Here is a 15,962-nt window from a genome sequence, read left to right as displayed (position 1 = left end):
CTATAGGGGGGGGTTATGGCCTTATGAAATGACTAAAAGTAATTACAAGTTCCATAATGATATATAGGCGTGATGACAGGGTTCCCAGCTATGCTGGTTGATCATCACTGTGACTAATTTTCTTATCTGGTGACATAAATATCCGCACTTTAGGAAGTATACAAATTGTCTATTTCCCCGGAGAGTTTCATACTATACCGCGTTGTCCATGCCAGTAGGTGTGGCTCTGACTTTAACAAGGATATTTCAGTATGTTTTCCCGCCGTCGCCTAAAGTGGGCACTCTTTACGCTGAGTTTAACATTTACACTGAGTTTAACTGCCGTCCTGCCACTTCAGGCAGCGACATCGCCAGCCATCGGTCAAATAGCTGAACAACAAGTTCGCCACATCAGCACCTACTTTCCGGGCCGTATGGCGGGCAGCCCAGCGGAATTGCTGGCTGCTGAATATATTAATCACCGTTTTCAGCAGATGGGCTATCAGAGTAATTTGCGGGGGTTTAATACCCGTTATCTCTATACCAGTAAAAATGGTAAACAAAACTGGCGAAATATCAGTGCCACTTCAGTGATTGCTGCCCGAAATATATCAACAGATAAAGAGGATGCGGCCAACAAAGCGGATGATCAAAAACAGATAATCATCATGGCGCACTTTGATACTTACACCCCACAAAGCGACGAAGATTTAGATAAAAATCTGGGTGGTTTAACACTGCAAGGTGTTGATGATAATGCGGCGGGTGTAGGGGTAATGCTGGAACTGGCGGAGCGCCTCAAAAAAACGCCGCTGCGCTATGATTTACGTTTTGTCGCGCTCAGTGCTGAAGAAATTGGTGCGCAAGGAACAGAAAATTATCTGCAACGAATGAGCCAGGCTGAAAAAGCGAACACATTACTGGTGATCAATTTAGATAATTTGATCACCGGCGATCGCCTCTATTTTAATGCCAATAATCAGCCCGCCGCCATTACTGCAAAGGATCTAGCGCTGACACTGGCCCGCCGCTATGGCATTACTGCCACCACAGTAAAAGGTCAAGTGACCGCCTCATGCAAGGCGGAGAAAAATGCCTTTGATGCCGCTGGAATACCGGTGTTATCCGTAGAAGCCAGTAATTACACATTGGGTCATAAGGATGGTTGCCAACAACGGGCTATCAGTAAACATTTTCCACAGGGAACAACCCGCCATCAAAGCCCACTAGATAACTTAAACTATCTGGACAAGTTCTTGCCCGGCCGCATCACTAAACGCACACATAACACGGTGCGGATATTGTTGCCGCTGATACAAACGTTAGCTGGCGCTAAAAAATAATTTTTTGCCGCAAAAAATAAGGGCGCTATGAGCGCCCTTTTATCTCTCTGTCACATTCAGCTTTCATGCAGACCGCATTCACGTTTTAGGCCAAAGAAGCGCGTTTCTTCTTCACTCATACCCGGCTCCCATTTACGGGTTGTATGGGTATCGCCGACAGATAAATAACCCTGCTCCCACAATGGATGGTAACTCAGACCATTTTGGGTCAAATACTGATAAACTTGGCGGTTATCCCAATCAATAATAGGGAGCAATTTGAAAACACCGCGTGCAATCGCCAGAACCGGTAACTTTGCCCGGCTGCCCGATTGCTCACGGCGCAGGCCCGCAAACCAAGTTTGAGCGCCTAAAGTTTCCAGTGCGCGGTTCATCGGCTCAACTTTATTCAGGTCGTTATAGCGCTCAATCCCCTCAACACCCTGTTCCCACAATTTGCCATAGCGAGCTTCTTGCCAGGCGGGGTTTTGAGGGGCACGAAACACTTGCAAATTAAGCTGAAGTTTTTCAGTGAGAGAATCAATAAACTGATAAGTTTCCGGGAACAGATAGCCGGTATCCGTGAGGATCACCGGGATATCAGGGAGCTGCCGCGTCACCAAATGCAAACAAACTGCCGCCTGAATACCAAAACTGGAAGAGAGCACAAACTCACCGGGCAGATTTTCTAATGCCCAACTGACGCGCTCTTGCGCGGTTAAATGCTCCAGTTGCCCATTAACCAGCGCCAATGCCGCGGCTTGTTCCGCTTTCGGCAGCGCATTAAGTTCATTGAGATTGAATTGACTCACACCGCCTCCTGAACATCATAAAAGTCGTGGGCTGAATCTATCACCGGAGCAATAACACCGACACGAATAACAAAATCGCCGAAACCCTCATCAGTATGGCGTTCCTTAGCCCAACGCCCGACTAACTGGTCGGTAATCGCCAGGATTTCATCTTCGGTAATGTTTTCACGATACATGCGCGGTATCCGCGTGCCTTCGCGGTTGCCGCCCAGATGCAGGTTATAGCGGCCCATAGCTTTCCCCACCAGCCCAACTTCAGCCAGCAAAGCACGGCCGCAACCATTCGGGCAGCCGGTGACGCGCATCACAATATGTTCATCAGGCAAACCATGTTGCTGCAAAATACCTTCAATACGGGTGACAAATTCCGGCAAGAAACGTTCAGCTTCCGCCATTGCCAATGGGCAAGTTGGGAACGAAACACAGGCCATCGAATTTTCACGCTGCGGGCTGACATTGTCATCCATCAAGCCGTGTTCACGGGCCAATGCTTCAATGCGCGCTTTGTCTTTTTCCGGTACCCCCGCCACAATGAGGTTCTGATTGGCAGTTAAACGGAAATCGCCCTGATGGATTTTAGCAATTTCCGCCACGCCGGTTTTCAGACTGCGGCCGGGGTAATCCAGCAAACGGCCATTTTCGATAAATAAGGTCAAATGCCATTTTTTGTCGATGCCCTTTACCCAGCCAATACGATCACCGCGGCCAGTAAATTGGTAAGGTTTGATGGCAGAGAAACTCACACCCGCGCGCTTTTCAACTTCGGCCTTAAACACATCAACACCGACGCGCTCTAGCGTATATTTGGTTTTAGCATTCTTACGATCAGTGCGGTTGCCCCAGTCACGTTGGGTGGTCACCACCGCTTCTGCAATAGCCAAAGTATGTTGCAACGGGATATAGCCGAATTCACTGGCTTTACGTGGGTAAGTATTCTTATCACCGTGAGCAATGGATAGCCCACCGCCAACCAACACGTTAAAACCGACCAATTTACCTTTCTCCGCCACCGCAACAAAGTTGAGGTCATTAGCATGGAGATCGACATCATTTTGCGGCGGAATGACGACTGTAGTTTTAAACTTACGTGGCAAATAAGTCGCACCGAGGATCGGTTCTTCATCCGTGGTCGCGACTTTTTCTGCATCCAGCCAAATTTCAGCGTAAGCACGGGTACGTGGTAACAAATGTTCAGAAATCTTCTTCGCCCATTCGTAGGCTTCCTGATGGAGCACTGACTCCACCGGGTTCGAGGTGCAGAGTACGTTACGGTTAACATCGTTTGCCGTCGCCAATGCATCCAAGCCCAATTGATTGAGCAACTGGTGGGCTGGTTTCACATTTCCTTTCAGAATGCCATGAAACTGGAATGTCTGGCGGTTAGTGATACGGATGCTGCCGTATAAAGTGTTATCCGCAGCAAATTTATCAATTCCTAGCCACTGTTGCGGGGTAATAATCCCTCCGGGCAAACGGCAGCGCAGCATCATGGCATGACGAGGTTCAAGCTTCTGTTCCGTCCGTTCGGCGCGGATATCGCGGTCATCTTGCTGATACATTCCGTGGAAGCGGATCAGCAGGAAGTTATCGCCGTTGAAGCCGCCGGTCAGCCCGTCATTCAAGTCCTCTGCAATAGTCCCGCGAAGGAAATTGCTCTGTGACTTCATGCGCTCGCCGTCAGAAAGCTTTCCAGTCACGACCTGTTTTCCAGCAATAACTAATGGCCCTGGGTGTTTTTCATTCATCAGTACACATCCCGCTGATAACGGCGCGCCAGGCGCAGCTCACTTAAATATTCATCAGCCTGCTCAGCATCCATCGCGCCGTGCAGAGCCACCACGTCCAGTAAAACTTGCTCAACGTCTTTCGCCATGCGGTTGGCATCGCCACAGACGTAAATGTGGGCACCTTGTTGGATCCAGTCCCACAGTTCTGCACCTTGTTCGCGCAGTTTGTCTTGTACATATATTTTATGGGCTTGATCGCGCGACCAAGCCAGATCAATGCGGGTCAGTAAGCCGTCTTTGACATAGCGCTGCCATTCAACCTGATAGAGAAAATCTTCAGTGAAATGTGGGTTACCGAAAAGTAGCCAATTCTTGCCTGTGGCTCCATCGGCTTCGCGCTGCTGCATAAAGGCGCGGAACGGCGCGATGCCGGTTCCCGGCCCAATCATTATCACTGGCGTTTCTGGGTTAGCCGGTAAACGGAAGTTATCGTTATGTTCGATAAAGATGCGAATATCGTCATCCATCGCCAATCTATCCGCCAGATACCCCGAAGCACCGCCAGTACGTGGACGACCATCAATCTCATAGCGCACCACACCGACGGTAATATGCACTTCATTCTCAGTTTCAGCTTGTGAGGAAGCAATGGAATAGAGGCGAGGAGTTAGTGGCCGCAACAGTGCAACCAATTGATCGGCATTGAGATCAGAGGGGGCCTGACGCACCATATCCACAATCGGAGTGTTCTTCGCATAGTGTTGCAGCGCCGGTTTATCCGCCAGCAAAGCAATCAATTTCTCATCACGGGACAGTGCGGCGTATTTATCGACAATCACCGTGGTATTTTGCGTCAGTTCAAGATGGCTACGCAGCGCTTGCGACACCAATATATTCTGCCCATCAATACTGACCGGCTCATCACCTTTAAGCCACAATAGCGCCAGCAACTCGTCGACCAATGCAGGGTCATTATCAAACCAGACCCCCAGAGCATCACCCGGCTGATAGCGCAGCCCGGAGTCCCCTAAATCAATTTCAATGTGGCGCACATCTTTTTCAGAATGACGCCCCGTCACTTTTTGCTGTACCGATAACTGCGCGGTAAGTGGCGCGGTTTTGCTATAAGGGCTAGAGGTAATTTCATCGACCACACCACTTTTTGTGGCCGCCGCCGCCGCTGTTGATTGGGCTGGCACTCTGGCTTGCAAGGCCGCAACAACCTGCTGTCGCCACTGTTGTGCTGATTCTTGATATTCCACATCAGCATCCACTCTATCAACTAACCGCTGCGCCCCCAACTCAGCCAATTTGTTGTCGAAATCTTTACCCGCCTGGCAAAAATGCTCATAGGAAGTATCGCCTAAGCCAAACACCGCAAAGGCGGTTTCTGGCAATTTAGGCGCTTTTTTAGAGAATAAGAACTTATGCAGCGCCACGGCCTCTTCGGCTGGTTCGCCTTCACCTTGGGTGGAAGCAACAATCACCAGCAAACGTTCCTGCGCGATTTGTTTAAACTTATAATCACCGGCATTAACCAGATTGACATTAAGCTTGGCGGCCAAAAGATCGTCACGTAGCTGTTCAGCCAAACGCCGCGCATTGCCGGTTTGGGAAGCAGAAATCAGGGTAATCGCCGTTGCTGGAGCGGCCACAACAGGAGCAATAACCGCGCCAGGTTGTTGGTTAACCATGCCCCAGAAGTAGCCAGATAACCAGGCCATTTGGGTGGGAGAAAACTCACCAACCGCGGCTTGCAAGCGGGCCAACTGCTCCGGCGATAACGGGAGTAAAGAAGTAGGAGGAACCTGAGTCGTCATTGCAGTACTAATTCCTTTATGCTTAGCCACGGTAGGCACGGACAGCTATTAGTGCGAACAGTTTGCGCTCAAAAGTCTTGATAGTTTGTAAGATTAACCATCCCGATAATAACAATTAAAGAAGCAATGGAAATAATAAATAACCAAAACGACTAAGTGGTTTTTCAGGTAATAGATATGAGTTAAAGTGTTCAACTTATTAGGAAATTTTCACCCACTGACATCTCATCACAAATTAATTATATCTGTATAAAAATCAGTGGAATACGTGAAGACAAGCAAAATTCATCTAAGCCAATAGGGCACACAGTTACGTGCATTCATAGCCAGTATCCATGCTTTCGGGTACTATGCGGCGGTTTTTGAGTCAATAAGGTCAGAATGATGAGCACCACCCTATTTAAAGATTTTCAGTTTGAAGCCGCCCATTTGTTGCCTCATGTCCCAGAGGGCCACAAATGCGGTCGTTTGCACGGCCATTCATTTATGGTCCGTATTGAGGTCACAGGTGAAGTTGATGCTCACTCCGGCTGGGTGATGGACTTTGCTGATCTCAAGGCTGCATTCAAGCCAATTTGGGAACGTTTGGATCATCACTATCTGAATGACATTCCCGGTCTGGAGAATCCGACCAGTGAAGTGCTGGCCTGTTGGATTTGGCAACAGCTTAAACCGCAATTACCAGAACTCAGCGCCGTCATGGTAAAAGAGACCTGTTCGGCGGGTTGTGTTTATCGCGGGTAATAAATCGCGGTGAATAAAATTGATCCCCAAAGTCATTGGCGTTACAGCAAGGCCGCAAGTAAATGAACCCCGATGAGCTTACATAAGTCAGTGATTCGGGTAAATGAACGCCGCAACACAGCTGCAGCGACAAGGCCGAAGGGGATTAAGCGATATTTAAATACTTATGTGTCTGCATCGACAGCCGCCAATTCTTGGCGATACAAGTTTCAATACAGAGCTTGGTGGCTTCTTCTTTCTGACTAATCGGCTGCAAAGCAATAATCCGCTTTTTGTCATCCGTCAGTGTTACCAGCAGTGCTTCTAGTGCTTCGATATCCCGTAAACGCCCCACCGGATGCTTAATTTCATCTGCGCGCTGTAATGCCTGTGGCAATACTTTTAGGCCACCACGCATATTCACTTTTGGCGAAACCGTCACCCACGTGGTGGCGGAACACTGCACTTCATGAGTACCGCTGGTTTCAATTTGACAACTGTAACCGGCTTGCTCCAACTGTGATGTTAAAGGGAGCAAATCGTAAATAGCCGGTTCACCGCCGGTTATCACCACATGACGAGCGGTATACCCTTGTTGACGGAAGATATCCAGTAGCTGCTGTTCACTGGCCGTTCCCCAAACATCACTTTCCGCCGTTTTTACCATGATGCGCTGCATATCGACTTCCCGATCGGCCGCTTTTTCCCAGGTATGTTTGGTGTCGCACCAGCTACAACCAACTGGGCAACCCTGCAAACGCACGAAAATCGCCGGTACGCCGGTGAAGTAACCCTCGCCCTGCAAGGTTTGGAACATTTCATTAATCGGGTACTGCATTAGCATCTCTATCGTCATTCAAACCAATACGTGATTATCGCAGATTCCCTGGCTGCGACCAAACTGGCAACACCGAGGCTACCAGTTTGTTTGTATCAGGCCGTTACTCGATGACACCACAAGCCATTCGCGCACCACCACCCCCCAAAGGCATGGGATGGTCGGCATAGTTATCACCACCAGCATGAATCATTAGCGCATGCTGTTTCACCTCTGATAACGATTTCAGACGTGGAGCCAATACTTGGTAAGTCGCAGTGCCATCGGCATTGACCACCAACCCCGGCAAGTCACCCAAGTGCCCTTTATCACTATAAGGCCCAAGGTGCGTCCCGGTTTTTTGCGGATCGAAATGGCCGCCCGCAGCCAATGCGGGAACAGCTTTACCGTCTTTCTGCCCCGGAGCACAACTTGGATTCTCATGGAGATGGAAACCATGAATACCCGCAACCAGCCCGGTCAGATTTGGCGTAAACAGTAAACCATAAGGCGTTTCGGTCACAGTAACAGTACCCAGCGCCTTTCCATTGCCAGTTGGCAGAGCTTCATTCAATGTGACGGTAACATCTGCCGCCAATAAACTGCTGGAGAAAAGCATCGCCGGTAACAGTAAGTATTTCAATTTCATTGGTTATCTTCCTTTATGCATTGTTGCTGAATCATTCAAGTAATCATTAAGGATAACGGCTGATAAGTTATCTGCACGGCAGCAGTGCAAGAGATGTGATTCAGGCGGGACTTATAAGCGATATTCAGATTATTCTCGGCAAAATAAGCAAGTGATAACAATAGGTTAATCTGTAAAATAGCAGGTTAACCCATCGCTAATTAAATGTTGACGCCGCTCTTCGGGGGTATAAGAGGAGTGCATCATGCTGACTGGATGCTGCGCTAATATTTCACCGTCGCCCAAGTTGGCTGCACGATAAATGAGCTGAAGCGCGTTCAAAAAAGCGACCCACGCCGGCATGCCGCCATGCCGCCTTCCAGTATGGCAATACGGCGCTCCAATAAATATAATGTTGGGTTACTGATTCTTGAGTAAAAATAACCTTTTTCTGTTCCGGCAAAACAAGCCCCGCCATATTCAGCGCTTGGAAATGTAGCGCTTATATAAACCGGTGGCGGTAATGCGCCTAAATTCTCTGGCGGATTATCACCATAATGTATAGCTCGGGTAAAAAAAGACTTTCTGATTGCATCGATATTAATATGTCCTCATAAAAACAGTTTTATGATTTTATGGCGGCGGTATTTTTGTGGCATTAATTCTTTGACCGATTATCTGTAACGTCCGTAATAATAAGGTAATCCCGACTAGCGTTTCACGATCACGAAATAAAGAGTACAACGAACGATAATTAACAGTTTCTTGATTAAGTCTCAGCTCAGTATTTGCCATTCTTAATGCATTGCCACTTTCCCAACCGACAGAAACAATACCTTCGAATATGCCAGAAAGTTTCTCAACTAAAGCATTATCTGCAATATCAATCACATCAGAGAATAATGACAACATATCTACTACATTATTGAACCGTCCTCCCGCTAATAAGGGCTGTAACTTATTGAGCAATTCCGTGAAATCGACCTCAGGCGCTATTGCTTTATCAACATGATTTTCATCTGATTGATGTTCGCTCATATTTTCCCTTATTAAATAAGACCACGGACAGTGGCCCAATATAAGCCACGGTTAAAACCATTACGCAGCATTCCCCCCATCTTGGTCGGTGGTGTTGGCATCACATCATTACGGTAGTCGTACCACAGTGGCATACCCGCATTCAGCCCCATTTGGGCCAGTGCTTGTACTTTTCCATCATAGTAACTGGTGGGATAGCCGATGCGCAGTTCAGAGACAATATTGTCAGCAATAACAGGCGCTTGATTATGACAGGAACCGCCTGCTTTGCTAATCGGCAAGTCAACGGTATCACCAATAACATAGACCCCCGGCTGCCCATAGACTTGCAGAGTTTGATGGTCAGTCGGTAACCAACCCTCCCCGTTATCCCATTCACTCAATCCGGTGTTACGCACAACATCCACAGCCGTAATCGGCGGAGTACTCATCAATATATCAAAGGGTTGCTCGTCTCCCTCGGCGGAATAGGCAATCTTTTTATCGGGGTCGACTTTTTGCAGCGTAAAACCGCGCTGATGTTTGATATCTTTAGCTGCAAAAATATTGGGTAGAACTTCTCCCGTAGGCCTTTGTAAAAAAAGGCAATTACGCAAAAGCTGAGAAACTGTGGGATAGGTATAAGCAATTTCAATGGCATTACGCACCCCACGACGGCGGAGATAGTCATCCAACATCAGTGTAGTTTCTATCGGAGCAATGCCACATTGATGGGGTACATTAGGTGTTTGCGGGAATGAGACCGTGATAAGAATACGGCCTTTCTCTATTTTAGCTAATTTATCAGCCAATTGACGGGAAGCCGCATATTGATAAAAATGATCGCCCGCTTCAGCCAGGCCTTCAATTCTATTCGGGCGAGGGATACACCCTGTTGCAAACACTAAAAAATCATAATTATATTTTTTCCCACTGCGACATGATATTTCTCTTTTAGATAAATCGAAATCCTCCGCTTTATCGACAATGAAATTGACTTCTGGCCGCAATAAACTTTGTTGTGAACGTTCCAACTCTTGCTTATAAAACAAATTAAAAGCGACATACATAAAAGCGGGTTTATAGTAGTGAATCGGAGAGTCAGAAATAAGTATTAACTCAACTTTATTATCAAGAATATCTCGATGCAATTTAGCTGCTAATAAATTAGCTAAAATAGTACCGCCAGTGCCACCACCGACAATAACAATTCTATTGAGCATGTAATTTTACCCCATTAGACCAAGATAAAAATTCTCCTATATCTATAATGTCTGCATCAATTATGCATATTAATTATTAGCATGATAATAAATAAGGAGTATAAATTCATCAAATCCATGAATATTAATTGTAGTAATAAAAAATTAGACAGCAAACAATATTTCGTGATAAGTATCACATTATCAAAATTAACTCATAAGAAAAATTTATGTAACATGACTGAGTGATATAAATTTAAAGTGGTTATAATTAATCAGATGACTTTTTCGCGACATTCCAAGTGTAAAAGACCACCTCCCCCCAGGAGGTGGTTTAGGGATAACAATAAAAAACCCGCCGCAGCGCTGGTGAATCCCCAGAAAAAAGGACAGGCATAGAGAAAATATGATCTACTGATTGTGCAACCAATTCAGCGAGATCAACTCTATGCCTGCCCGTAAAGTATGCCAGAACTTTTTCCGGGGCGCTTTAGCCCCGTTTCATCAATATCGTCAAAATGCCCTGATTGATGCAACCGTCGCATTGACGCGTGGCGCTTCTCTGACCCTGACCAGTATCGGACGCCATCTGCCGGGAACCGCTCAGGTAAAACACAAGATAAAACGGGTTGACCGGCTGTTAGGTAATACGGCTCTTCACCATGACATCCCTCTGATATTTCGTAATATTACTTCGTTACTTACGCGCCGACTTCCCTGGTGTGTTATTGCTGTTGACTGGAGTGGTTATCCCTCACAGGCATTCCACGTCTTACGCGCCAGCCTGATTTGTGATGGTCGTTCCATCCCGTTAATGAGCCAAATTGTTCCCTCGCATAACCAACAGAATGCATTGATACAAAAAGAGTTCCTGAATTCTATCGCCACCGCTATTGCGCCTGATAAAAAGGTACTCATCGTCACTGACGCCGGTTTTCAAAATGCCTGGTTTCACCATATTAAATCATTGGGTTGGGATTTTATCGGGCGAGTCAGAGGCAATATCCAGCTCCGGCTGGATAAAAAAGGTGAGCACTGGTTCAGGCGGCAGGAATTATCGGCCAGTGGCCAACCTGAATATCTGGGGCCGGGGACACTCGCACGTGCAGAATATGCCCGCTGTGATGGTCACTTTTACCTGCATAAAAAGGAACCCAAAGGGCGGCAGAATAAACGTGCCCGTTGCCGGATATCTCGCTATTCGCAAGAGCGGGACGGACGCGCCGCAGCAAAAGAACCGTGGCTTATCTTTAGCAGTACAGAGAGTTTAAACCACGTGAAGTCATGAAGTTATACAGTCGCAGGATGCAGATAGAGCAGAATTTTCGCGATGAGAAAAGTGAACGTTTTGGCTTTGGGCTTCGCGCCAGTCACAGCCGCACAGCGGGGCGTATACTGATGTTAAGTCTTCTGGCAACGTTAAGCACGGCAGTATTATGGTTACGTGGCTATCATGCTGAAAATAAAGGGTTACATCTGAGGTATCAGGCTAACAGCCTTAAGTCACGACGGGTTATATCTTATCTGACATTAGCGGAGAATATCTTGCGACACTCTCCGCTAATTTTAACGCGAACAGCACTGGATGCAGTTCTTAATCACCTCGCCAAAACCTACCGAAGTATGGTGTTGGTTTATTAGCGCTGAATTAGTGGGGATCCCTCAGCGCCGAAGCGGGTTTTTCAATCAACTTTAATTAAAGCTAAAGCGCAGTAATTACTGGCCTTTTACTTCTTTCAGACCGTTGAATGGTGCGCGGTCGCCCAGCGCTTCTTCAATACGGATCAGTTGGTTGTATTTAGCAACACGGTCAGAACGGCTCATAGAACCCGTTTTGATCTGGCCTGCTGCGGTACCTACTGCCAGATCGGCAATGGTAGCATCTTCGGTTTCGCCTGAACGGTGAGAGATAACCGCGGTGTAACCTGCATCTTTCGCCATCTTGATAGCAGCCAGAGTTTCGGTCAGAGAACCGATCTGGTTGAATTTAATCAGGATAGAGTTAGCAACACCTTTCTCGATACCTTCTTTCAGGATCTTGGTGTTGGTTACGAACAGATCATCACCAACCAACTGGATTTTGTCACCCAGGACTTCGGTCTGGTATTTGAAGCCAGCCCAGTCAGATTCGTCCAGACCGTCTTCGATAGATACGATTGGGTACTGTTTGGTCAGGTCTTCCAGGAAGTGAGTGAACTCTTCAGAAGTGAAAGCTTTGTTTCCTTCGCCAGCCAGAACATATTTGCCATCTTTATAGAACTCAGATGCAGCACAGTCCATCGCCAGAGTGACGTCTTTGCCCAACTCGTAGCCAGCCAGTTTTACCGCTTCAGCGATAACGGCCAGTGCTTCGGCGTTAGAACCCAAGTTCGGTGCATAGCCACCTTCGTCGCCTACTGCAGTGCTCATACCTTTGGATTTCAAAACTTTAGCCAAAGTATGGAACACTTCAGAACCGATGCGAACGGCTTCTTTCAGAGTTTTAGCGCCAACTGGTTGAATCATAAACTCTTGAATATCAACGTTGTTATCAGCATGCTCGCCACCGTTGATGATGTTCATCATAGGCAATGGCATAGAGAACTTGCCTGGGGTGCCATTCAGTTCAGCAATATGCTCGTACAAAGGCATGCCTTTAGATGCTGCTGCTGCTTTAGCCGCTGCCAGAGAAACAGCCAGGATGGCGTTAGCACCAAACTGTGACTTGTTCTCAGTCCCATCCAAATCGATCATGATTTTATCGATGTTAGCCTGGTCTTTAGCATCTTTACCGATAACTGCCTGAGCAATTGGGCCATTTACTGCTGCAACGGCTTTCAGAACGCCTTTGCCCAGGAAACGGGATTTGTCACCGTCACGCAGTTCCAGTGCTTCACGGGAACCGGTAGATGCACCTGATGGTGCCGCAGCCAAACCAACAAAACCGCCTTCCAGATGAACTTCAGCTTCTACAGTTGGGTTACCACGGGAGTCGATGATTTCGCGACCGATGACTTTAACGATTTTGGACATTAGATTTTCCTCAGTACAAGTTAAACTAAAACTCCAGACAGAGGGGGCGACATCGCTGCCGCCCCTTCTACCAAATATTTTATTTCACCTGGCGCTTCTGATACTCACCAGCCGCTTTCACAAAGCCGGCGAACAACGGGTGACCATCACGTGGCGTCGAAGTAAATTCTGGGTGGAACTGACAAGCGACAAACCACGGATGATTTGGCAACTCGATAATTTCCACCAGTTTGTTATCCGCAGAACGCCCTGCTATGCGTAGCCCGGCGGCTTCAATCTGCTTCAACAACATGTTGTTGACTTCATAACGATGACGATGACGCTCAACGATGGTAGGTTCGCCATACATCTGACGTACCAGGCTACCTTCGGTCAGGTGGCACTGTTGCCCACCCACACGCATGGTACCGCCCAAATCGCTCTCTTCCGTGCGTACTTCAACGTTGCCGTCTTCATCACGCCATTCGGTGATTAATGCAACCACCGGATACTTACAGTCTGGCACAAATTCTGTGGAGTTCGCGTTTTCCATCCCCGCAACATTGCGGGCAAACTCCATCAGTGCAACCTGCATACCCAGGCAAATGCCCAGATAAGGAATATTGTGTTCACGAGCATAACGTGCGGCCAGAACTTTGCCTTCCACACCACGGTAGCCGAAGCCGCCAGGAATGAGGATAGCATCTAATCCTTTCAGCATCTCTTCGCCGCGCGTCTCAACATCCTGTGAATCAATTAGCTTGATATTCACTGTCAGACGATTTTTCAGCCCGCCGTGCTTCAAAGCTTCAATCACAGATTTATAGGCATCCGGCAGTTCTACATATTTGCCGACCATCCCAATGGTCACTTCGCCACCTGGATTCGACTCTTCGTATAATACCTGTTCCCATTCTGCGAGATTTGCTTCAGGACAAGTTAAGCTGAATCGTTTACAAATATAATCGTCAAGGCCCTGTGATTTCAATAGCCCTGGGATTTTATAAATGGAATCAACATCTTTTAGTGAGATAACCGCTTTTTCTGGCACATTACAGAATAATGCAATTTTAGCTCGTTCATTAGCAGGAACCGCGCGGTCAGAACGGCAAATCAGCACATCTGGCTGAATACCAATAGAAAGCAGCTCTTTTACCGAATGTTGCGTTGGCTTAGTTTTCACTTCGCCCGCAGCGGCCAGGTAAGGAACCAACGTCAGGTGCATGTAAAGCGTATGCTCGCGACCAACATCAACCGCCATCTGACGAATAGCTTCCAGGAATGGCAAGGATTCGATATCACCTACAGTGCCGCCAATCTCAACCAAGACAACATCGTGGCCTTCGCCGCCTTCGATGATGCGTTCTTTGATGGCATTGGTGATATGAGGAATAACCTGAATAGTGGCACCCAGATAGTCGCCGCGGCGTTCTTTGCGCAGAACTTCAGAGTAAATACGGCCAGTGGTGAAGTTGTTACGGCGAGTCATTTTAGTGCGAATGAAGCGCTCGTAATGTCCTAAATCCAGATCGGTTTCAGCACCATCTTCGGTGACAAAAACTTCCCCGTGTTGAGTCGGGCTCATGGTGCCCGGATCCACGTTGATATACGGGTCCAGTTTCATGATGGTAACGTTGAGGCCACGGGCTTCAAGTATAGCCGCCAGAGAGGCTGCGGCAATGCCTTTACCCAGAGAGGATACGACCCCGCCGGTCACAAAAATATAATTAGTTGTCATGCTGAACCTGAGAGTTTAGGTTTAAAGACGATGGAAGAACCAAGACGGGAAAGTAGTATACCCGAACCTTGGTTTCGCTACAAACACTCTCCGCACGAGTGGCCATTTTTGCCGTTTTTATCGAGCGAATTATCGTCTTGCTATCCGTTATAATTCAATATATTAACGCAATTAAAATTCAACAACCATTCACTAAATGAATTAAAACATCTTACATTTCAGTTTCTTGCTGTTTAACTTGCTGCCAGGCAGATTCCATTTCATCCAGTGTCGCGCTCTCCATGGTTTTACCTGACGCTGTAACTATTTGTTCTACCTGACGAAAACGACGTTCAAACTTGCGATTGGCCGCCTGTAAGGCGTTTTCAGCTTTATGCCCTAAATGGCGAGATAAATTAACGGTGGCAAACAGTAAATCGCCAATTTCCTCACCCAACTTTTCTTCATCCACCACAGCTTGCCGAGCTTCGAACATCACTTCATCGATCTCTTCGTAGACTTTATCGAGCACTGGCCCAAGAGTGTCCCAATCGAAACCCACAGATGCACAGCGTTTTTGGATTTTATGTGCTTTCATCAAAGCGGGCAGGGCGTCAGGGATATCATCCAATGCCGAATACAGCGCTTTCTGCGCCCGTTCCTCGGCTTTACGCGACTCCCACCCTGCCAATGCTGTATCACTGCTAATTATAGCGTCTGAATCATTTTGCGGCGCATCAGGGAACACATGTGGATGGCGGCGCACTAATTTATCGCTGATGGCATGACAAACATCATCAAAGGCAAATAGCCCTTGCTCCTGCCCCATCTGCGCATAAAACACCACCTGAAACAGTAAATCACCCAATTCGTCGCGAAGATCGTCGAAATCCTTTCGCTGAATCGCGTCAAGTACTTCATAAGTTTCTTCTAGCGTGTAGGGTGCAATAGTGTCAAAAGTCTGCTTACGATCCCACGGACAGCCGTGCTCGGGGTCACGCAAGGTGCGCATAATATCCAGCAAACGTTGTAGCGCTAAAGCGGTGGTACCAGGGGAAGTCACTGATTGGGTCATCTGAATTTATTCACTTTTTTTAAAAAAATTTGAGGCGTCGCGAGCGCAGGCGGATTGATTGCGGCCAGCGCACAGCCCCCGGAATGTACACGTAGTACATGAGGAGGGCGAGCACTGCCCCCGGAATGTACA

Annotated in this window: 13 protein-coding genes and 2 pseudogenes; 3 read left to right on the top strand and 12 right to left on the bottom strand. The window is 47.5% G+C overall.

The window, feature by feature from the left end:
* Positions 1-251 precede the first annotated feature (251 nt).
* The gene (locus DXZ79_RS04260; RefSeq protein WP_120011127.1) at positions 252-1,322 is read left to right on the top strand and encodes an aminopeptidase; all 1,071 of its coding nucleotides are present in this window, start codon (positions 252-254) and stop codon (positions 1,320-1,322) included.
* A gap of 56 nt (positions 1,323-1,378) precedes the next feature.
* Here DXZ79_RS04260 and DXZ79_RS04255 read toward each other — a convergent pair whose 3' ends face one another.
* From DXZ79_RS04255 to cysJ, 3 genes are read right to left on the bottom strand one after another with little or no spacing between them, the layout of a single operon-like run.
* A complete protein-coding gene (locus DXZ79_RS04255) occupies positions 1,379-2,113 on the bottom strand; it encodes a phosphoadenylyl-sulfate reductase (RefSeq protein ID WP_038636136.1) in 735 nt (244 codons plus the stop codon).
* Entirely contained in the window at positions 2,110-3,858 is a 1,749-nt protein-coding gene (gene cysI / locus DXZ79_RS04250; RefSeq protein ID WP_038636138.1) for an assimilatory sulfite reductase (NADPH) hemoprotein subunit, read from the bottom strand. The genes DXZ79_RS04255 and cysI overlap by 4 nt, the downstream gene beginning before the upstream one ends.
* Positions 3,858-5,660: an NADPH-dependent assimilatory sulfite reductase flavoprotein subunit gene (gene cysJ, locus DXZ79_RS04245; RefSeq protein WP_050292265.1), complete on the bottom strand. Its 1,803-nt coding sequence runs from the start codon at positions 5,658-5,660 to the stop codon at positions 3,858-3,860. Before cysJ ends, cysI begins: the two co-directional genes overlap by 1 nt.
* 384 nt (positions 5,661-6,044) lie before the next feature.
* On the opposite strand from cysJ, the gene queD reads away from it, so the two are divergent.
* Positions 6,045-6,404, top strand: a complete 360-nt coding sequence (gene queD, locus DXZ79_RS04240; RefSeq protein ID WP_050292267.1) for a 6-carboxytetrahydropterin synthase QueD — start codon at positions 6,045-6,047, stop codon at positions 6,402-6,404.
* Positions 6,405-6,549: 145 nt separating this feature from the next.
* Here queD and queE read toward each other — a convergent pair whose 3' ends face one another.
* From queE to DXZ79_RS04205, 6 genes and pseudogenes are all read right to left on the bottom strand, one after another.
* The gene (gene queE / locus DXZ79_RS04230; protein ID WP_038636146.1) at positions 6,550-7,221 is read right to left on the bottom strand and encodes a 7-carboxy-7-deazaguanine synthase QueE; all 672 of its coding nucleotides are present in this window, start codon (positions 7,219-7,221) and stop codon (positions 6,550-6,552) included.
* A gap of 103 nt (positions 7,222-7,324) precedes the next feature.
* Positions 7,325-7,849 carry a superoxide dismutase family protein gene (sodC, locus tag DXZ79_RS04225; protein ID WP_038636149.1) on the bottom strand — a complete coding sequence of 175 codons (525 nt, stop codon included), beginning with the start codon at positions 7,847-7,849 and terminating at the stop codon, positions 7,325-7,327.
* A gap of 165 nt (positions 7,850-8,014) precedes the next feature.
* Positions 8,015-8,191, bottom strand: a complete 177-nt coding sequence (locus tag DXZ79_RS21290) for a PLP-dependent transferase (protein ID WP_120011125.1) — start codon at positions 8,189-8,191, stop codon at positions 8,015-8,017.
* Positions 8,191-8,427 (bottom strand): annotated as a pseudogene (locus tag DXZ79_RS04215) (PLP-dependent transferase); the annotation flags it as partial. The gene DXZ79_RS21290 and the pseudogene DXZ79_RS04215, both read right to left, overlap by 1 nt.
* Before the next feature lie 34 nt (positions 8,428-8,461).
* Complete coding sequence (locus DXZ79_RS04210; RefSeq protein ID WP_120011124.1) at positions 8,462-8,866, bottom strand: hypothetical protein; 405 nt, start codon at positions 8,864-8,866, stop codon at positions 8,462-8,464.
* An 11-nt stretch (positions 8,867-8,877) separates the two neighbouring features.
* On the bottom strand, positions 8,878-10,068 hold the full coding sequence (locus DXZ79_RS04205; protein WP_038636151.1) for an NAD(P)/FAD-dependent oxidoreductase: 1,191 nt from the start codon (positions 10,066-10,068) through the stop codon (positions 8,878-8,880).
* Positions 10,069-10,495: 427 nt separating this feature from the next.
* Here DXZ79_RS04205 and DXZ79_RS04200 point away from each other — a divergent pair.
* Positions 10,496-11,688, top strand: a pseudogene (locus tag DXZ79_RS04200) (IS4 family transposase).
* Between the two features lie 75 nt (positions 11,689-11,763).
* Here the strand turns inward: DXZ79_RS04200 and eno are convergent.
* The 3 genes from eno to mazG form a co-directional block, all read right to left on the bottom strand.
* Positions 11,764-13,059: a phosphopyruvate hydratase gene (gene eno / locus DXZ79_RS04195; protein WP_038636153.1), complete on the bottom strand. Its 1,296-nt coding sequence runs from the start codon at positions 13,057-13,059 to the stop codon at positions 11,764-11,766.
* Between the two features lie 79 nt (positions 13,060-13,138).
* Positions 13,139-14,776, bottom strand: a complete 1,638-nt coding sequence (gene pyrG / locus DXZ79_RS04190) for a glutamine hydrolyzing CTP synthase (protein WP_038636156.1) — start codon at positions 14,774-14,776, stop codon at positions 13,139-13,141.
* 211 nt (positions 14,777-14,987) lie between these two features.
* Complete coding sequence (gene mazG / locus DXZ79_RS04185) at positions 14,988-15,830, bottom strand: nucleoside triphosphate pyrophosphohydrolase (protein ID WP_038636159.1); 843 nt, start codon at positions 15,828-15,830, stop codon at positions 14,988-14,990.
* Positions 15,831-15,962: the final 132 nt, after the last annotated feature.

The sequence above is a fragment of the Yersinia rochesterensis genome (assembly GCF_003600645.1).
Classification (GTDB): domain Bacteria; phylum Pseudomonadota; class Gammaproteobacteria; order Enterobacterales; family Enterobacteriaceae; genus Yersinia; species Yersinia rochesterensis.
The sequence above is the reverse complement of the archived record's forward strand: the minus strand, read 5'-3'. Positions and strand labels throughout refer to the sequence as shown.

What these genes read in the sequence shown, in the direction of transcription:
- eno (WP_038636153.1), bottom strand. Translation starts at nt 13,059, where the DNA reads ATGTCCAAAATCGTTAAAGTCATCGGTCGCGAAATCATCGACTCCCGT.
- mazG (WP_038636159.1), bottom strand. Translation starts at nt 15,830, where the DNA reads ATGACCCAATCAGTGACTTCCCCTGGTACCACCGCTTTAGCGCTACAA.
- DXZ79_RS21290 (WP_120011125.1), bottom strand. Translation starts at nt 8,191, where the DNA reads ATGCCGGCGTGGGTCGCTTTTTTGAACGCGCTTCAGCTCATTTATCGT.
- queE (WP_038636146.1), bottom strand. Translation starts at nt 7,221, where the DNA reads ATGCAGTACCCGATTAATGAAATGTTCCAAACCTTGCAGGGCGAGGGT.
- DXZ79_RS04205 (WP_038636151.1), bottom strand. Translation starts at nt 10,068, where the DNA reads ATGCTCAATAGAATTGTTATTGTCGGTGGTGGCACTGGCGGTACTATT.
- sodC (WP_038636149.1), bottom strand. Translation starts at nt 7,849, where the DNA reads ATGAAATTGAAATACTTACTGTTACCGGCGATGCTTTTCTCCAGCAGT.
- queD (WP_050292267.1), top strand. Translation starts at nt 6,045, where the DNA reads ATGAGCACCACCCTATTTAAAGATTTTCAGTTTGAAGCCGCCCATTTG.
- DXZ79_RS04210 (WP_120011124.1), bottom strand. Translation starts at nt 8,866, where the DNA reads ATGAGCGAACATCAATCAGATGAAAATCATGTTGATAAAGCAATAGCG.
- cysI (WP_038636138.1), bottom strand. Translation starts at nt 3,858, where the DNA reads ATGAATGAAAAACACCCAGGGCCATTAGTTATTGCTGGAAAACAGGTC.
- cysJ (WP_050292265.1), bottom strand. Translation starts at nt 5,660, where the DNA reads ATGACGACTCAGGTTCCTCCTACTTCTTTACTCCCGTTATCGCCGGAG.
- DXZ79_RS04260 (WP_120011127.1), top strand. Translation starts at nt 252, where the DNA reads ATGTTTTCCCGCCGTCGCCTAAAGTGGGCACTCTTTACGCTGAGTTTA.
- pyrG (WP_038636156.1), bottom strand. Translation starts at nt 14,776, where the DNA reads ATGACAACTAATTATATTTTTGTGACCGGCGGGGTCGTATCCTCTCTG.